Raw genomic sequence first — 19,675 nt, 5'->3', positions numbered from 1 at the left:
AGAAGGGCGCAAAAGATGCGCCCTTCTTAAACAACCTAACCAATTAAATAATAGAATATTTTACTTTTTCATAGCAATTTTATATTCAATTATCTATTCGTAAAGATACTACTCTTTGTTTAGTGAAATTGTTAATGGATTAAACAAAGTTTTGTTAAAGTTTTTTGTGACAAGGTGGCAGAAATTTTCGCTATGGTATTTTATTTGACTATTACGTATTATTTCAAAGTAATAATAAGTAATAAATAATAGAAAATATGAGTAAAGGAACTATCAATGTATCAGTGGACAACATTTTCCCGCTGATAAAAAAGTTTTTATACAGCGACCACGAGATTTTTCTTCGTGAATTAATTTCAAACGCAACGGATGCCACATTAAAAATGAAACATTTGGCCAACATTGGCGAAGCTGAAGGCGTGGAATACGGCAACCCAATGATTGAAGTGAAGCTCGATAAAAAGAAAAAGGAACTTCGCATTATTGACCAAGGAATTGGGATGACCAAAGACGAAGTTGAAAAATACATCAACGAAATCGCTTTTTCCGGCGCCGAGGAATTCATTGAAAAATACAAAGACAAAAACGGAAAAGATGCAGGAATTATCGGTCATTTCGGCCTTGGTTTCTATTCTGCATTTATGGTTGCCGAAAAAGTGGAAATTATCACCAAAAGCTACAAAGACGAACCCGCTGTGCATTGGACTTGTGATGGTTCGCCGGAATTCACTTTGGAAAAAGCCGATAAAAAAGAACGAGGCACTGAGATAATCCTTCACATTGCGGAAGATTCCACAGAGTTTTTAGAAGAAAGCCGTATCCGTGAGTTGTTGGTGAAGTATAACAAGTTTATGCCTATTCCAATCAAATTTGGAACGCGCACCGAAACACTTCCAAAACCCGAAGGTGCAAAAGAAGAAGACAAAGCGCCAACACAGGAAGTTGATAACATTATCAACAATCCAAACCCAGCTTGGACTAAGCAGCCAACTGAATTGGAAGATAAGGACTACAATTCATTTTATCGCGAACTGTACCCAATGCAGTTTGAAGAGCCGCTTTTCCACATTCACTTAAATGTTGATTATCCGTTCAATCTTACCGGAATTCTTTATTTCCCTAAGATGACGAACGATATGAGCATTCAAAAAGATAAAATCCAGCTCTATCAAAACCAGGTTTTCGTAACTGATAACGTGGAAGGAATTGTGCCCGAATTCTTGACGATGCTCCGCGGAGTAATTGACAGTCCGGATATTCCGCTGAACGTATCGCGAAGCTATTTGCAAGCTGACGGCGCAGTGAAAAAGATTTCAAGTTACATTACCCGAAAAGTTGCAGATAAGTTGAAAAGTCTTTTCAATAGTGACCGTGAAGGTTTTGAAAAGAAATGGAACGATATTAAAATCGTTATTGAATACGGGATGTTGACGGAAGATAAGTTCTTCGAAAAAGCGCAGGATTTTGCACTTTATCCAACAGTTGACAACACTTTTTATACTTTTTCAGAATTAAAGGAAAAGATAAAAGATATTCAAACAGATAAAGATGGAAATACCGTGATTCTTTACGCTTCAAATAAAGAAGAACAACACAGCTACATTGAAGCGGCAAAAGAGAAAGGCTATGAAGTATTGCTTTTGGATTCTCCAATAGTAACGCATCTACTTCAAAAAGTGGAAGGTAGTGAAGAAAAAATCTCTTTTTTACGTGTGGACAGCGATCACGTTGAAAACCTCATCAAAAAAGACGATGCCCAGATTTCAAAACTTTCAGATGAAGAAAAAGAAACGCTGAAAACCTTTTTGGACGGCGTTATTCCAAAGGAAAAATTTAGCGTACAGTTAGAAGCTTTGGACAGTAATGCAAATCCATTCATTATCACCGAACCCGAGTTTATGCGAAGAATGAAAGATATGCAGAAAACTGGTGGCGGTGGTATGTTTGGGATGGGAGGCTTCCCTGAAATGTACAATCTGATTGTAAATACCAATCACGAATTGGTGAGCGAAATTTTGAATACGAAAACTGAAAAGAAAAAAGAGAGATTGGTAAACCAAGCGCTCGATTTGGCAAGATTAAGCAAAAATTTACTCAAAGGAGAAGAGCTTACAGCATTCATAAAACGAAGTTATGAGATGATTAAGTAAATATTTTTTATTTTTTAAAATTTAAAAAGCCATTCCAAATTTACGGAATGGCTTTTATTTATTGACTTCATAACAGTTTTATTAATTAAAGGAAGTATACTCTTTTTTTAACATAAAATATTAAATATATTAAGGTAAATGTGAAAATTTTAACATACATTTAATGCTCTAACTGTAAAATACATTAAATTATGAAAAAAAATTACTTAGTGAGGACTTTTCTAAGTTTCTTACTTTTAACAATGTTTACTCTCAGTTCCTTTGCACAAGGCAACTGCAATGATCTTACCAGTCCAATAGAGACTCGAATTGGACTTTCGGCAGAACCATCTGGTTTTTTTGTTCGTTCAGGTACACAGCTAGGACGAATTTTTAGAGATGCTATAGCTAGCTCATGTCCTTCAAAAGTATATCCCGGTATATTTAATGCGGGAACTACTTATAATTATACAGCTATCCGCTTTTATAATTCTGACGCCGCTCCAACATGTATTACTGTCAATTTTGATCCTAACAGTGGAGCAACACCTTGCGCAACCAATGGACATGCAATGTTCTACCAAAGTGCAGGTGGTGTAAGCACTACACCTTATGACCCTGCAAACCAAGGCGCTAACTATTTGGGGGATGTAGGTAGTTCTGCCACTCAATCATTTTCAGCAACAGTTGCACCTGGATGGTTTGAAGTTGTTTTTACAAATACTAGTTCCGCAGCAAATTGTAGTATTCAGTTTAGTTTTGCTCCTAATGGCGGTGTCATTATGTGTGATATGCCTGTTTCAGGAGGTCCTGTTTCAGAATGTGGCACCGGCAATCCACAGCCAATTCCTGTAACAGGAACTGGTGGTTTTCCTTGTGTTGGTGGCCCAACCACCTCACCAGCTACCGTTTCCGCAACTGGAAACATTGGAACAAACCCAGGAGATTACACCTTAGACAGTGTTGAGATAGACCTTAACCATACTTGGGATTCAGATCTTTCAATTTCTTTAATTTCACCAATGGGAACCTCTCTTGACCTTTCAAGTGGAAATGGTGGCTCTGGAGACAACTACAGAAATACGATATTTATGGACGGAGCGCCAAGCATCACTACTGGTGTTGCTCCCTTTACAGGAATTTTCCAAGCAGAGGGTGGAACTTTTGCAGCTACTTTTGCAGGACAACCAATCAATGGCAACTGGACCCTAAGTATCTGTGACGGTGCAGGTGGCGATAGTGGAACCTTGTTAAGCTATTGCATAAACTTTTCTGAAATACTTGGCAATCCTCCAACTATTGTATGCCCAGGTGATATTGTGATAAACAATGCCGCAGGAACTTGTGGCGCTGTGGCAAACTATGTTGGTATTGCACTGGATGATGAAGATGGAAACATTTCTTCTTCTATTATAGGAACTCCACCGAGTGGAAGCACGTTCCCAGTAGGTGATACACTTGTAACACTATCTGTAACAGACAGCGATGGAAACACTGCTACCTGTGACTTTACGGTTACTGTAATTGACAACGAGGCTCCTGTGGCAATATGCCAGGATCTTACCTTAGATCTTGACCCAGTTACTGGCACCGTAACTATTACTGGTGCTGATGTGGACAACGGTTCTACAGACAACTGTGGTATTGCTTCTATGACTCTTGATATTTCAACTTTCGATTGTTCTATGGCAGGACCAAACACAGTTGTAATGACCGTTACGGATAACTCTGGTAATTCAAGCACTTGTACTTCTACAGTTACGGTTCAGGACGTTACCGCACCTGAAGTATTCTGTATTGGAGGTTTTGGAAGCTTCAGCGAGTCTGAAGATTTTGAAGCTGGCCTTCCTTCAGGATGGTCTACAGTTGTTAATACAGGAAATTGTGACTGGATAAACAGTGGCGATATGCCAACAGGTGATGATTTTCCAACCTTAGCAATGCTCTTTGATGATGATGATTGCGGCTTGGGCGCACCTGCAAGTAACGTTTCCTTGCTTTCAGCAGTTTATGATTTAACAGGAGCTTCCAATGTTTTTGTTGGATACGATGTTGCTTTCCAAGAATCTGGAATACAAACCTTTGAAGTTGAAGTGTGGGATGGTGCTGCTTGGCAACAAATAGCTCTTTATGAAGATGATCTAGACCCAGACATTCAAACTGAATCTTTTGACGTTTCTGCATTTGCGAATGCTGCATTCCAAGTACGCTGGACCTTTGATGACAACAATGGAGAATGGGGCTGGGGTGCTGGCGTTGACAACTTCTTGTTGACCTACGAAGCTACTGCTGGTGGCGGTCTTGACGTTTATCTAGACGCTAATGGTATGGCCAGTGTAGATCCTAACGATCTTGTTACGGGTGTTAACGAAGCTTGCGGATACACTATTACTGCTGGTGGCGGTGGCGGTGGAACTATGGGATCACTTTCAACTTTATTCGCTTCAAACAATGGTGGTAACCCAGGAGGTGCTGTTTATTTTGATATAACTGTTGGGCCAAGTGATTTGGAAATTACTGATATTGATATGAACACCGGTGAAGCTGGTTCGTTTTCAGTAGACATTTACACCTTAGTTGGAACGTATGTTGGTAACGAAGGCAACCCAGGTCCTTGGGGCGCTGTTGCGGCTACTGCATCCGGAACATCGGCTGGTCTTGACAGCCCTTCAAATGCTGTTTTAGCATCTTCAATTACATTAAGCGCAAATACAACTTATGGTATGGCGTTAGTATTAGATGCTACCCATGCACACGCATATACAAATGGTGATGGAAGCAACCAAAACTTCTCAAATGCTGATATGTCTATGACTTTGGGCGCTGCTTCAAACGTGCCTTTTACAGCTCCAGCTTTCAGCCCACGTGTTTGGAATGGAGCAATTCATTACACAACCGGAGGCGGTGGTGGTGGTCTAGACTTCACTTGTGCTGATTTAGGCGAAAACCTTATTGAAGTTACCGTTACCGATGACAGTGGAAACGTTTCTACCTGTACAGCTGTTGTGAACGTAATTGATAACATTGCACCAATATTAGTTTGTCAAGACACAACAATAGAATTGGGCCCAGACGGAACAGCTACAATTGACCCAATGGCACTATTGGCCAGTTTGCCTTCAACTTATGAGGTAATGGTGATCGGTAGTGATAACCAATCTGGAAGTGAAGGGTTTACGGACTTTGCAGTCAACATAACCGAAGCTGCCAATATTACGTTTGATTGGGATTATACATCCAATGACCCAGACCCAGGATTCGATAGTTTTGGATATTTATTGAATGGTACATATACTCAATTGACAGATCCAGGGTTAGGAAACCAATCTGGAAGCGCTGCAATAACTGTGAATCCAGGTGATATATTTGGATTCCGTTCTCAAACTGATGATAACGTTTTCGGAAACACAGAAACTGTAATAAGCAACTTTATGCCAGGCTTTAGTGGTCAATTTGATCCTGCAAACTGGAACCTTACTTTAACAAATTCTGACGGAGATGCATTCTTTGTAGAGATTCCAGGTGGCCCATTGTCTTTTGACGCTTGCGGTATAACAATCCTGGCCGTTGATGTAACAGAAGTTAGCTGTGCAGATATAGGAACACCTATTACGGTAACAGTATTTGCAAGTGACGCTAGTGGTAACTTAGCTTCTTGTACTTCAGTAATTACAGTTGTAGATCTTTTAGGTCCAGAACTTACCTGTCCAGCAGATCAAACTGTTGATCCAGGAGCTGGTAACCTGTTCTACATTGTACCGGATTATTTTGCAACTGGCGAAGCCACTGCAGATGACAACTGTACAGATCCTGTAACAATCACAACCCAAGATCCTGCTCCAGGTACAGCATTGTCTGATGGTGTTTACACTATCACTATGACCGCAACTGACGAGTATGGAAACACTTCAACTTGTAACTTTGAACTTACAATTGAATCAATCCTTGGCGTGAACCAAAACTCATTGGAAAATGGCGTGGCTTTATATCCAAACCCAGCTGCCAATGTGGTGAACCTTGTTAATAGAACCAATATTTCTTTAGAGAAAATGATGATTTATGACATAAACGGAAAACTAGTGAACCAGACAGACCTTCGCAATATGCAGGCTGAAAAAGCAGTGGATGTTTCATCCCTTGCCGCTGGAGTTTATGTTGTTCAGATTATTGGTGACAACGCAAGCACTGTGAAGCGCTTGATTAAAGAGTAGTATTTTTTCATAGATTATTAATTTAAGGAAAGCCTTCCTATGGAAACATAGGGAGGCTTTTTATTTTTAGGAAATTCAAGCTTGGAGAAAACTTCAAAAGGATTACTTTTAAAACCTAAAAATATATCTATGTTACCTTGGCACCAATATCTTATAGGGGTTCTTTTTATACTAGCTGGAATGAACCATTTTCGAAAACCAAAATTATACGAACGCATTATGCCGCCATATATTCCGGCACATAGCAGTATGGTTTTGTTAAGCGGAATAGCGGAAATGATTTTGGGATTTATGATTATGAATAAAAACACCCAAGAAGCTGCAGCCTGGGGAATAATAATCATGCTTTTGCTTTTCATACCTATTCACATTTACATGCTCCAGAATGAAAAAGCCGCAATGAAATTGCCAAAATGGATATTAATACTTAGATTTCCGCTACAATTTGGATTGATGTATTGGGCTTATCTATATACTTAAGAAAACTATAAATAGCTGTTTTTTAACTGAAAATTTCATTTAAAAGCCCTGCCAGACGAATGCCGCCTTTTTGAAGTTGGGAACGCAGCGTATCCATATAATCATACATATAATTATAACCGAGCTTTTCACCAATTTCCGTATGCCCGTAAATATTTTCGCATAGGGCACGGCTTTCATACATCCAGTCCAAAACAGTACCTTTCTTGATTGCCTCCACTTGTTCCTTGGAGAGCACATCTGTATTTTTTGCAAGTTCAGTGTAAGACATTTCATAGGAATCGATCATTTTGTAATCCCAAACAGAATGTAAATTTGTACCATCACTGAACCATCGCACCTGAAAATCATTTCCCCCTTTGTCATCCGCCAAACCAATGTGCAATGGCTGGTGCAAGTCACCCATAAAATGAGCGAGCATTTTTAGATAAAAAACCTTTTCATCCTTTGGGCTTTTATCGTTTTTCAAAACCGAAATACATTTGTTGATTGCTTGAATTATGTCTCCTTTTTCACTCTTTTCGTAAGTTTCATATTTTTCGCCAAACGGAAAATTCACATAATGCCACGGACTGAAAGAATCGTACCGGCGGTCACTTTTAATATCATCGCCATAGTTTGCCACAAAAGCCAAAGAATGGCCGTTCAATAGTTTTGAAACTTCCTTTTCCGCTTTTTTGCTCAAGTAAGCATCTGCTATTTCACCAACCACCCTGTGTCCCGTTTTGCCCCAATCGTCTGCCGCGAAAAGACCTTTTGAAAACAGGGAAACCAATACTACCAATACAATTTTTTTCATATTATTTATTTTTTGAATGAGTTGTATAATCAATCCGGCAAAGATAGTAGCACTGATAGATTATGAATTCAAAAGTTTTCAAAAATTTTAAAAAAACAATTTCGCTTTTATTTGATATATTTAATAGTGGAAATAGCTTTAAATTTTAAGGATAAGCCACAGGCTAAGCAATATAGTTGGAATTTCTTTGTTAAAGCATGGCCATCTAACCTTCAATAAACTTAAAATTTACTTGATGAAATACAGTTTTCTCCTTTTTCTTTTTTTCTTCGGAATAGTTTCAGCGCAAAACAAAGAGTATAATTCTGAAGATTTAAGCATTACGCCTCTCATTGATGGAACGCTAATAGTTCCAACAACCGCTGAAAAACTTCCATTGGCAATTATTATTGGCGGCAGTGGCCCAACTGACAGAAATGGGAACCAACAAATGATGGAAAACAATTCCTTGAAATTTCTTGCCGAAGGATTATATGGGAACAATATTGCCTCTTTCAGATATGACAAACGGATTGTGAAACAAATGAAAAAAAGAACAATTGACGAAAAAAATATCCGTTTTGGAGATTTTATTGATGATGCCGCTGCTGTTCTTAACTATTTTAAAAATGACGAACGTTTTTCAAAAATCTATATAATTGGCCACAGCCAAGGCTCGTTAATTGGCATGATAGCCGCCCAAAATGGCGCTGACGGATTTGTCTCCATAGCGGGTGTGGGACAGGAAATTGATGATGTTATTATTGATCAACTCGGGAAACAAGCGCCGGGTCTGGTGGAAAACGCGAGGGATTCCTTTGATGATCTTCTCGCAAATGGGGTGGCCTACAACTATAGCCCCGGGCTGGCTTCCATTTTCAGAAAGGAGATTCAGCCATTCGTTTACACTTGGATGCAATATAATCCCAAAAACGAAATAGCAAAGTTGCAGATACCCGTGCTAATAATTAATGGCGATAAGGATATTCAAGTGCAAATTTCAGAAGCTGAAATTTTAAAAAATGCCAAACCTGATGCTGAATATGAAATCATCCCAAACATGAATCACATTTTCAAAAAAATTGAAGGGAATGATTTGGAAAACAGCAAATCCTACAACATATACAATCTGCCCGTAATGCCTGAATTAATTAATAGTATCAGTGATTTCATTAAAAAATAAACTGAATTAAAAAATAATTGTATTTTGCAGCAAAACCATCAAAAATGCAAGATACTACCGCCGATTTAATTAAGGACACCACCCCTCTTTTTACAAACGATACTATCGTTTTTGGAATTTTAATGATAGCCTTGGGCTTCGTTTTCTATACTTCCTCACGGGAAGATGGTTTTTGGAAAAAATTCTACGGGGTTGTCCCAGCACTTTTCATGGCTTATTTTCTTCCCGCATTGCTTACTACCGCAGGCGTTATTTCTCCGGAATGGACTTCTATTTCCGATACCGGTGAAGTTTCTAAAGGAAGTACAAGTTTGTATTATATGTCCAGCCGTTATTTATTGCCCGCAGCATTGGTTTTGATGACGCTTAGTATTGACCTAAAAGGTGTTTTTAATCTGGGCCCAAAAGCCCTTATTATGTTTTTGGCTGGAACTGCAGGAATAATTATTGGCGGTCCCGTAGCTGTTTTAATTGTGGGAACAATTTCTCCTGAAACAGTTGGCGGCGTTGGTCCCGATGCAGTTTGGAGAGGTCTTTCAACACTTGCGGGCAGCTGGATTGGCGGTGGTGCCAACCAAACCGCAATGCTTGAAATTTATGGCTATAACCAAAAACTGTACGGCGGGATGGTTTTTGTGGATATTGTTGTTGCAAATATTTGGATGGCAGTAATTCTCTTCGGTATTGGTAAATCTGCAAAGATTGATAAATGGTTAAAGGCTGATACTTCTGCCATTGAAAGCCTAAAAGAAAAGGTATCTACCTATGCAAAGAAAGTTGACAGAAACCCAAGCTTGACAGATTTGATGATTCTTGCGGCAATAGCTTTTGGAACTGTGAGTTTTGCACATTTTGGAGCAGATTTTCTGAGCGCTTTTTTCACTTCGGTAGTCGCGGAAATCCCGAAAGGGATTACCCGCAATATCTTTACCTTCCTTGATTCTAGCTTCTTTTGGATGATAACCATAACCACAATCATTGGCGTGTTGCTTTCCTTCACAAAAGCGAAAAGTTATGAAGGCGCTGGAGCGAGTAAATTTGGCAGTGTTTTCATTTATATTTTGGTAGCAAGCATAGGGATGAAAATGGATTTAACCTTGATTTTTGACAATATGGGACTTATAGTTATCGGGCTGGTCTGGATGGCAATCCATGCCGGTTTAATGATTTTGGTTGCAAAATTAATTAGAGCTCCCTATTTCTTTTTAGCTGTGGGAAGTCAGGCTAACGTTGGTGGGGCTGCATCTGCACCTATCGTAGCTTCCGCCTTTCACCCTTCTTTGGCAACCGTTGGAGTGTTGTTGGCTGTCTTCGGGTACGCTATTGGCACAGTAGGCGCAATTTTATGCACGGTATTAATGCAATTGGCGTCTGCGGGATAAAATTCTCAAAAAAAATATTCATATTTGCACCTTCAAAAACTGAAGCTTTTTTCATTGTAAATTTGGCTTTTAAAAATAATAAAATGCGCCACTTTCTTTTAATTGTACTTCTATTTCTCACCGTAATTGGTTGTTCTACCGACACGGAAAAAATGAATTTAACAGGCACCGTGAAAGGACTAAAAAAGGGAACACTTCTGCTGCAGAAATTTGAAGATACGGTATTGGTTACTGTAGATTCAATTATCGTGGACGGAAATTCAGATTTTTCATTTTCAAAAAAAGTGGAAAGCCCAGAAATTTATTATTTATACGTTAGGTTGAAGGATGGAACTTTGCGTGACGATCGCATTACGTTCTTTGCAGAAAACGGTAGTTTGAATATAAAAACCAATTTGAAAAATTTTGGAAGTGCGGCAGTAGTCTACGGTTCAAAAAATGATAGTATTTTACGGGAATATGACAAGTTGAAACAACGTTATGTTTCTAAAAATCTGGAATTGATTGAGCAACGCTTTAAAACGAATAAAGGAAAAAATGATTCATTAAATTTAACGATAGAGCAAAAACAGCGCGCTTTGATTTCCAGTAAATATTTGGCGACCATAAATTTTGCACTCAATAACAAAGACCAAGAAGTGGCGCCTTATTTAATGCTGAGTGAAGCTTATAATTCCAACATAAAATATTTAGACACGGTGTATAATGCACTTGCACCAAAAATAAAAGACTCCAAATACGGTAAGGAATTGGAGTCTTTTATTGTAAATCGCAAAAAAACAGATACTGTTTTATAGGGCGTTTATTTTATCTATAAGTTTTCTGCCGCGTTCTTCAAGTTCGATGTTCACGCTTTTAAAGTGCTTCTTTTTGTTGTCAACATCCTTTTGGTTCACTTTTGTAATAAGTTCATCAAAAGTTGTGATTGCCTCGTCGATAATAGCTTCAGCTTTTTTGTTTTCTTTATCTGGGTTGGTTAGTTCCCAAATGTAAACTGCTTCAATAATATCGCCCAAAACATAGTTAATGTCTTTCTTTAAGTCTCTTACGTTTGCCATAATTTTTCCGCTTTAAAGCGTTTTTTAAATAATAATCAATATTTATAATTTCGGCAAAGGTACAAACATTTAAGGAATGTACACTTCCAAAAAGCTTGCAGAATTTGTAGTGAATTTTATTTCAGGCAATTGTGCGGGAATTAAAATGGTTTCGCCTTTTTTTATTTCTTCGGAAAAATCATCGGTTTCAATGATTGCCGCTCCTTCCAAGCACATATAGACCGTAAATGAAGGTATTTCATTCAAATCGCGAACAAACGATTCTGAAAGTACTAGTTTGTTTACCGAAAAGAAATCGGTAGTTCCAATATGTGTGGGTTTGTTTATTTCTTCAGAATATTCCAACTTGGTTTTTGCTGGTGTAAAATCAATTGCTTCCAAAGCCAAATCTGTGTGCAATTCGCGCATTTGTCCGTTTGTATCTGGCCGGTCCCAATCATAAATTCGATAGGTAACATCTGACGTTTGCTGAATTTCAGCCAATAAAATCCCTGCCCCAATTGCATGAACCGTTCCCGGTTTTATAATAAAAACATATCCATTTTGGACAGTTTCAGAATTTAAAACTTTTGTGATTTTATTTTCGGAAAGCGCTTTTAAATATTTTTTTTGATCCATCCTTTCATTAAAACCCAAAATAAGCTTCCCATTTTTTTCTACATCAAGGATATACCACATTTCAGTTTTCCCAAAAGAATTGTGCCTTTTTTTTGCCAAAATATCGTCGGGATGGACTTGTACTGATAGGTCTTCACGCGCATCAATAAACTTAAAAAGCAATGGGAATTGATTGCCGAAATCTTTATAAACCTTTTCGCCAACTAATTTTTCTTTATAATTTTCGAGTAACCAATTAAGGGATTTCTCTTTTAGAGGACCGTTTAATATTTCGGAAACATTTTCATTGACACCAGAAATTTCCCAGCTTTCACCAATATTTCCAACAGCATTTTTTTTAAACAGTTTGGCCAGTTTTTTTCCGCCCCAAACTTTAGGTTTCAATATAGGATGGAATTTCAACGGATATAGGGGAGAGACTGTTATCATCATTGGCCATTATAAATAACAAAATTTCGTGGGGTTTCATATAGCTTTACTGAAACGCCATATTTTGAATCTATCCGGGTTCTGATTTTATTCCAAATAACCACAGCAATATTTTCAACAGTTGGGTTCAAGTTTTTGAATTCGGCAACTTCAACGTTCAGATTTTTATGGTCGAAACAATCTTCAATTTCATCCTTTATAATATCACTTAAAATTTTAAGATCCATTAAAAATCCTGTTTCGGGGTCAATTTCTCCTGTGATTCCAACCTCAAGTTCATAGTTGTGACCGTGAAAGTTTGGGTTGCTGCATTTACCGAAAACTTCAAAGTTTTTGGCATCACTCCATTCTTTTCTGAAAAGACGGTGCGCTGCATTAAAATGTGCTTTTCTATAAACCGTCAGACTCATACAAGAAGGTGTTGGTAAAATTTATCGAAAATGATTTTGAACCACGCGGTATAAATTTCAGGATTGTTTTGAATATCATTTTTCACTTCTTCCAAGTCCATCCATTTCCATGAGGCTACTTCTTCTGGATTGATTTGGGGAATGCCTTCAAAATTGCCAATAAGAATATGGTCCAGTTCGTGCTCCGTCAATCCATTATCAAAAGGAGCTTTATAAATAAAGGAAGTGGTTTCTTTTAAATCTGTGCTAAAGCCCATCTCCTCAAACAATCTTCTTTTACCTGCATTTAAAGAGGTTTCTCCATCGCGTTGGTGGCTGCAACAAGTATTGGTCCAAAGTCCGGGGGAATGGTATTTGTGCAAGGCCCTTTGCTGTAACAACAGTTCGTTTTTTCCATTAAAAACAAAAACTGAAAACGCTCTGTGAAGCACCCCTTTTTCATGGGCTTCCTGTTTTGGCATCAACCCTATTTTTTCATCGTTTTCATTAACGAGTATCACTTGTTCTTCTTTCATTTAAAAGCGCCATTTGCCTCAAAAGTACGAAAAGAGAAAGTGTTTTAAAAGCAAAAAGCGTTCAATAGCTAGTATTGAACGCTTCGCTTAATTTAATTTGGTTAATTTAATTTTTTATTATGAACATTGATCTTCTGTTAAGTTGATGTTCTTCAGCAGTACAAGACACACCATTTGAACATTGGTTCACAAGTTGCGACTCGCCATATCCTTTGGCGGTCAACCTATTTTTATCAATTCCTTTTCCAACTAACCATTTAAGTGTTGATTGGGCACGACGTTCAGAAAGAGACATGTTGTAGCTATCATTTCCACGTGAATCTGTATGGGATTCAATATGGATAATTAACTCTGGGTATTCTCTCATTGCCGCAAGAATTTTAGCCAGTTCTATTTCAGCATCGGGACGGATGTTTGATTTGTCAAAGTCAAAATAGATTGGTTGAAGGTTTAGTTTGCAACCTAAATCGTTTGGTGGGCATGGATCAATTCTCTTCAATGGAAGCGGCACATCTATGGTTCCAGATAACATTGGAGTTTCAATCATTTTCTCATATGGATTGTATCCTTCTTTTACACCTCTTACAGTATATTGTGTTCCGCAATCACCTACAAAACTATAGGTTCCGTCATATTTAGCTGTAGTTTGACTAACCAATTGATTGTTTTCATCCAATAAACTTACCTGTGCCCCAGGCAAAGGATCTTTTGTTTCTTCATCAAATACTTTTCCTTGAATGGTTATGGAACATATTTCCTTTACCAAATAAATGTCATCATCAATGCTGCCTCTATCCCCTCCTCTGTTTGAGGAAACATAGCCAATGCGGTCATCTTCATTAATAATAAATCCAAAATCGTCTTGGTCGCTGTTTGAAGGAGCCCCCAAGTTTGTGATTTTTCCGGGTTTTCCCGCATCATCTAGTGGTGTTACAAAAATATCATACCCACCAAGTCCTGAACGGCCATCGCTAGAGAAGTAAAGATTGTTTTTATCACTTATAAAAGGAAATGACTCTCGGGCTTCGGTATTGATATTTGGACCCAAATTTACGGGTGTTCCATAACTATCGTTTCCAAGAATATCTACATACCATAAATCAGACATTCCAAGGGTACCGGGCATATCAGAGGAAAAGTAAAGTTTTTTTCCATCTGGGCTTAAGGCTGGGTGCGCTACAGAATATTCTTTGCTATTGAAAGGCAATTCAACAATATTTGTCCAATTATAATCACCTGTTTTGGTTGCTTTATATAGTTTTAAACGAATGGTTTTATTTTTATCTTTTCCTTTTTTACCATCTATAAAGTTGTTTCTTGTAAAGTAAACGGTATAGCCATCTTTGGTAAAGGCGGTTGAAGATTCGTGATATTGAGTGTTTATATCTCCTCCCAATCTCATTGCATTACTAAGTTGGCCTGTTGAATCTCTATCCGCCATAAACAAATCAAGAAATGGCTGATTTGTCCATTCAGAAACTTTCATTCCCTCTGTTCCAGATGCAGAAGCATATACAATTTTATCATTTCCATAAAATGATGCCCCAAAATCTGAGTTTGAAGAATTCACAGCTACTTTCTCAAGAACGAAGTCTCTTGCTTTGAAGACCGTGCTTTTTAAATAATTTGGATCGTCTTCATAAGATTTTATAACCAGACCATTTCCTCCTTTTGCGACATAATCTTTTAAAAGCGCATCGGATTCGCTGTATTTTCCCAAACTTTTCAGAGACTGTGCAGCTCTGTAATAATATTCAGGTTCAGTTTGATCAGGAAATTGTTTTACTAGTTTATCATACCATTTTGCAGCGTTTGTATAATCGCTATTAAAATAATAAGTATCTCCCAATTTCTTGAAAATCTCGGCAGACTCGTAACCATCAGCCACTACCTTTAAATAGATTTCGCGAGCATCTATATAAGCAAACTTGTCAAACTCTTTGTTTGCTTTTTGAATATCCTTCTGCTGAGAAAAGGAACTACCGGCAGTAAAAACCACCAAGGCGAAAAGTAATATGTTGCGTACTATTGTATTCATAGTCTTGATTTTTTTAGAAGAATCTCGGGGTTAGCACTCGTTCTGGTTTATTGAACAATTCAAAGCGAAGCATAACTTCATAGGAACCATCACTGTAAGCTTCAATGTCTGTTGTTTGATAATCATAAGCGAAACCGATGAATATTTGGTCCGTAGCTTGAAAACCAACCAAACCACTCATAGCTGCACTCCATCTGTATGCCGCACCAAGTGTCACTTTATCATACAATAAGAAATTCGCAGAAACATCAGCTTGCAAAGGTGACCCACTTACCATTTTGAACAATGTTGCTGGTTTGAACTTTAAGTTTTCACTAAGGTCAAACACATAACCAGCAATCAAGAAATAGTGCATACGCTCAGCTGCGGTGGTTTCAACAGTTGTGTTCGCTATGCTGCTTTTATCAAAATGCTTTGTAGTCAAGAAGTTTGGAACCGAAAGTCCTGCATAAAACTTTTCAGTATTAAAATAGATACCTGCTCCAATCTGTGGCTGAAGCTTGTTATCTATATTGTTTTCATCAAAATAAGGGTCATTCCCATCATAAATGTTCAATTTACTGAAATCAACATCTAAAATGTCAAGCCCGGCTTTTAGCCCGAAAGACAATTTTGCAGATTCTGAAGTATTGATGCTATAGGAATAATCTATATTAAAATTAGTTTCAACCGAGGGACCAATTCTGTCATTTACTACAGATAGGCCAAGCCCCATATTGTTCCCTACAGGTGAATTTACTGTGAAAGTTCCCGTGTTAGGCGCTCCGTCACCAAAATTGACCCATTGAGTTCGGTATAGCAAACCAAAACTTAATGCTTCACGATTTCCAGCATAGGCAGGGTTTACCACCTGCGTGTTGTACATATATTGTGTGTACTGTGGATCCTGCTGCGCTTTACTTGAAAACGTGCCAAGTAAAATCAAAATTAGTAGTGTTAGATAACTGTGTTTCATAGTTATGTATTTTAATCCTGGGAGGGAATTTCCTCCCAGGAGTTTTTTTGATTTTTCTATCTGTTAATATATAAATATCCGTTATAGCTGTCCTTACCAGGATTATCTGCTGGGAAGGTAAGAATATAGAAGTATGTTCCTGTTGGCAATTCCTTATCTTCCTGAACAGTAACACGTCCTTCCGATATACCTCTAAACACATTCTGAGTTCCATCTGAGCCTCCATAACCATTGGTCTCGAAGACTAGTACACCCCATCTGTTGAATATCTTAACATTGTTGTTAGGATAATTTTCGATACCTACAATTTGGAAGTATTCGTTAAGGCCATCACCGTTTGGTGTGATACCGTTGAATATTTCAAAAGTAGTTGGCAATACATCTGGTAATATAACTACTGTTGGATCATCTGGATCACCATCACCGTTGTTATCGTTGTTGGTCAAATCTGTTGGATCATCTGAGTCGTCAGTTACAATAGTGCCATTTTCATCCTCTCCGGTTACAGTTGCCTGGTTAACAACTTCTCCGTTACCTATATCCTGATCGTTAATCACATAGATTGCAGTGAAGGTTGTACTGTCAGTTTCACCAGGTAGCAATTGTGCAATTGGACCACCTAAGATTTGAATACCTGGCAATGGGTCTGTAATCATTATGTTGTACAATGTTACGTTTCCTGTGTTTGTTACAGCGAAACTGTATTCTATTGTTTCACCAACGTCTGCTGCACCATTTCCATTTTCATCTATAAACTCTCCAGTTTTTTCCAAAGAAATTGATGGACTCTGGCATAGGTTTGTAATCGTTGGATCATTCTCAACATAACTGTTATTATCAGATTGGTCTGATACCATATCACCATTTGGTGCTGTACCATCTGCGATAGCCTGATTTTCAACAAATCCTGCGTCAACGTCATCCTGAGTAATTGTATATACTGCTGTGAATGTTGTGGTGTCTTCTGCTCCAGAGTCTAAAGTGATAGGCCCTCCAACAACAGTTACCAAAGGATCGGTTACCGTTATGTTGGTCAATGCTACATTTCCTGTGTTTTTAACACTGAAGCTGTAAACTATCGTTTCGCCAAGATCTGCACAACCATTACCGTTCTCATCTGCTGGCACTCCTACTTTTATGAGAGCAATTGCAGGGTTTTGACAAAGTACTGTAATGGTAGGATCATCTTCCAATTCACTGTTATCATCAGATAGATCTGTTACTGTTGTTCCAGAAGCATCGGTACCTGTAGCAGTTGCTTGGTTAATTACTTCACCAGCATCTATATCAGTTTGTGTAATAATGTATGTTGCTGTAAAGGATGTTGCATCTGAAGCACCTGGATCCAATGTTATTGGCCCTCCTGTTACAGTTACTAACGGATCAGTGATTGTTACGTTGAATAGTGTAACATTTCCTGGGTTAGAGACTGTGAAGCTATAAGTAATAGTTTCATCAACATCTGCACAACCGTTACCATTTGTATCATTAACAACTCCAGTTTTAATAAGAGCTATTACTGGATTTTGACAAAGCTCAACAATTGTTGGGTCGTCTTCAAGTACACTATTATCATCTGAAAGGTCACTCACAACAGTTGTATCTGGTGCAGTACCTTCTGCAGTAGCTTGGTTTGTAACTTGTCCAGCATCTATATCAGCTTGTGTAATAGCATATGAACCAGTGAAGACCCATATTTCAGTTACATCAAGTTCACCATCTGCGTCAGTATCACCGGTTGGACCAGTGATTGTAGTGATCAATGGATCAGTTACAGTTACATTATTTAAGCTCACGTTTCCTTCATTGGTTACAGTGAATGTATAGCTGATAGTTTCATCAACATCTGAACAGTCATTTCCGTTCTCGTCGTTGAAGATTCCAGTTTTCACAATCGCAATAGCTGGATTTTGACATAATTCAACAATTGTTGGATCATCTTCCAGTACGCTGCTCTCATCAGAAAGATCAATAACAGCATTATCCATTGGATCGTTCGCTTTTACAGTTGCTTGGTTTATTACTTGGCCAGCATCTATATCTTCTTGAGTTATAGCATAGGTTCCAGTATACGTCCAAGTTTCAGTTACATCAAGTTCACCATCTGCGTCAGTATCACCGGTTGGACCAGTGATTGTAGCAATTAGCGGGTCAGTAACAATCACATCGCTTAAGCTCACGTTTCCTTCATTGGTAACAGTGAACGTATAGCTGATGGTTTCATCAACATCTGAACAGTCATTTCCGTTCTCGTCATTGAAGATTCCAGTTTTAATGATAGCGATGGCAGGGTTCTGACAAAGCACAGTTATTGTTGGGTCATTTCCAAGAACACTACTTTCATCAGAAAGATCGCTCACTACTGTTGCATCAGGTGCTGTACCTTCTGCTGTAGCTTGGTTCTTAACAAATCCGGCATCTATATCATCTTGTGTTATACTGTATGTTGCAGTATATGTCCAAGTTTCAGTTACATCAAGTTCACCATCTGCGTCAGTATCACCGGTTGGACCAGTGATTGTAGTGATCAATGGATCAGTTACAGTTACATTACTTAAGCTCACGTTTCCTTCATTGGTAACAGTGAATGTATAGCTGATGGTTTCATCAACATCCGAGCAGTCGTTTCCGTTCTCGTCATTAAAGATTCCTGTTTTCACAATTGCAATCGCAGGGTTCTGACAAAGCTCAATTATTGTGGTATCATCAGTTGTTGTAGTTGATCCAGAAAGATCGGTTACTGTACTTTGATCTGGCGCTGTACCAGTAGCTGTAGCTTGGTTAATAACCTCGCCATTATCTATATCATCTTGTGTGATGGTATATGTACCAGTATAAGTCCAGATTTCAGTAACATCAAGTTCTCCATCGTTATCGGTATCACCACTATCTGGTCCTGCAATAGGCCCTCCTAACAGTGGATCATCAACTATGATATTGCTCAAGCTCACATTTCCTTCATTGGTTACAGTGAACGTATAGCTGATAGTCTCATCAACATCTGAACAGGCATTTCCGTTTTCGTCATTGAAAATACCAACCTTTACGATAGCGATGTCAGGGTTCTGGCAAAGCTCAACAATTGTTTGGTCATCATTGCCAATTTCAGTTCCCGATAGGTCGCTCACCGTACTTTGGTCCGGTGCAATTCCTGTGGCAGTCGCTTGGTTAACTACTTGACCTGCATCTATATCATCCTGTGTGATGGTATACGAGGTAGCGGTGTAGATCCAAGTCTCTGTTACATCCAATTTCCCGTCGCTATCTGTATCACCACTTTGGTAAACAATGTTAACTACTGGGTTCGGTGACTGCAACAATGGGTCGGTCACCGTGATGCCAGATAGGCTCACGTTGCCCTCATTGGTTACTGTGAATGTATAGGTAATGGTATCAATTCCCGCATCAGCGCACTGGTTGCCGTCAACATCGTTGAAGACACCTGTCTTAACAATCGCGATAGCTGGGTTCTGGCAGATAACCACTACT

Annotated in this window: 14 protein-coding genes; 6 read left to right on the top strand and 8 right to left on the bottom strand. The window is 38.5% G+C overall.

The annotated features are described in order from the left end of the window. The first annotated feature begins 257 nt into the window (after positions 1 to 257). From htpG to A7A78_RS02720, 3 genes are all read left to right on the top strand, one after another. The gene (htpG, locus tag A7A78_RS02730) at positions 258 to 2,150 is read left to right on the top strand and encodes a molecular chaperone HtpG (protein ID WP_068760915.1); all 1,893 of its coding nucleotides are present in this window, start codon (positions 258 to 260) and stop codon (positions 2,148 to 2,150) included. A gap of 242 nt (positions 2,151 to 2,392) precedes the next feature. Beyond that, complete coding sequence (locus A7A78_RS02725; RefSeq protein ID WP_068760914.1) at positions 2,393 to 6,340, top strand: HYR domain-containing protein; 3,948 nt, start codon at positions 2,393 to 2,395, stop codon at positions 6,338 to 6,340. A 129-nt stretch (positions 6,341 to 6,469) separates the two neighbouring features. Further along, complete coding sequence (locus A7A78_RS02720; RefSeq protein ID WP_068760913.1) at positions 6,470 to 6,820, top strand: DoxX family protein; 351 nt, start codon at positions 6,470 to 6,472, stop codon at positions 6,818 to 6,820. A 22-nt stretch (positions 6,821 to 6,842) separates the two neighbouring features. Here A7A78_RS02720 and A7A78_RS02715 read toward each other — a convergent pair whose 3' ends face one another. Beyond that, a complete protein-coding gene (locus A7A78_RS02715) occupies positions 6,843 to 7,619 on the bottom strand; it encodes a S1/P1 nuclease (RefSeq protein ID WP_068760987.1) in 777 nt (258 codons plus the stop codon). A gap of 235 nt (positions 7,620 to 7,854) precedes the next feature. Between A7A78_RS02715 and A7A78_RS02710 the strand changes: the two genes are divergently transcribed. The 3 genes from A7A78_RS02710 (at position 7,855) to A7A78_RS02700 (ending at position 10,960) form a co-directional block, all read left to right on the top strand. Further along, entirely contained in the window at positions 7,855 to 8,781 is a 927-nt protein-coding gene (locus A7A78_RS02710) for an alpha/beta hydrolase family protein (protein ID WP_068760912.1), read from the top strand. Positions 8,782 to 8,825: 44 nt separating this feature from the next. Continuing rightward, positions 8,826 to 10,163, top strand: coding sequence for a DUF819 family protein (locus A7A78_RS02705; protein WP_068760911.1), 1,338 nt, complete (start codon positions 8,826 to 8,828; stop codon positions 10,161 to 10,163). 83 nt (positions 10,164 to 10,246) lie between these two features. Then, complete coding sequence (locus A7A78_RS02700; protein WP_068760986.1) at positions 10,247 to 10,960, top strand: DUF4369 domain-containing protein; 714 nt, start codon at positions 10,247 to 10,249, stop codon at positions 10,958 to 10,960. Here A7A78_RS02700 and A7A78_RS02695 read toward each other — a convergent pair. From A7A78_RS02695 to A7A78_RS02665, 7 genes are all read right to left on the bottom strand, one after another. Further along, positions 10,955 to 11,221, bottom strand: coding sequence for a hypothetical protein (locus A7A78_RS02695; protein ID WP_068760910.1), 267 nt, complete (start codon positions 11,219 to 11,221; stop codon positions 10,955 to 10,957). The two genes, A7A78_RS02700 and A7A78_RS02695, sit on opposite strands and share 6 nt — an antisense overlap. 69 nt (positions 11,222 to 11,290) lie before the next feature. Further along, positions 11,291 to 12,271, bottom strand: a complete 981-nt coding sequence (locus A7A78_RS02690) for a type I phosphomannose isomerase catalytic subunit (protein WP_341271711.1) — start codon at positions 12,269 to 12,271, stop codon at positions 11,291 to 11,293. Further along, complete coding sequence (locus A7A78_RS02685; protein WP_068760908.1) at positions 12,268 to 12,678, bottom strand: 6-pyruvoyl trahydropterin synthase family protein; 411 nt, start codon at positions 12,676 to 12,678, stop codon at positions 12,268 to 12,270. The genes A7A78_RS02690 and A7A78_RS02685 overlap by 4 nt, the downstream gene beginning before the upstream one ends. After that, positions 12,675 to 13,193 (bottom strand): isopentenyl-diphosphate Delta-isomerase, encoded by a 519-nt coding sequence (gene idi / locus A7A78_RS02680; protein ID WP_068760907.1) that lies wholly within the window; start codon positions 13,191 to 13,193, stop codon positions 12,675 to 12,677. Before idi ends, A7A78_RS02685 begins: the two co-directional genes overlap by 4 nt. A 106-nt stretch (positions 13,194 to 13,299) precedes the next feature. Continuing rightward, positions 13,300 to 15,231 carry an OmpA family protein gene (locus A7A78_RS02675; protein ID WP_068760906.1) on the bottom strand — a complete coding sequence of 644 codons (1,932 nt, stop codon included), beginning with the start codon at positions 15,229 to 15,231 and terminating at the stop codon, positions 13,300 to 13,302. Positions 15,232 to 15,244: 13 nt separating this feature from the next. Further along, entirely contained in the window at positions 15,245 to 16,186 is a 942-nt protein-coding gene (locus tag A7A78_RS02670) for a PorP/SprF family type IX secretion system membrane protein (RefSeq protein WP_068760905.1), read from the bottom strand. A 56-nt stretch (positions 16,187 to 16,242) separates the two neighbouring features. Beyond that, on the bottom strand, positions 16,243 to 19,675 hold a 3,433-nt coding region (locus tag A7A78_RS02665), incomplete at its 5' end, for a DUF7507 domain-containing protein (RefSeq protein ID WP_131811091.1).

Source organism: Aequorivita soesokkakensis, from assembly GCF_001641085.1.
GTDB lineage: Bacteria > Bacteroidota > Bacteroidia > Flavobacteriales > Flavobacteriaceae > Aequorivita > Aequorivita soesokkakensis.
Note: the sequence above shows the minus strand (reverse complement) of the source record. Positions and strands in the feature narration are given on the sequence as shown.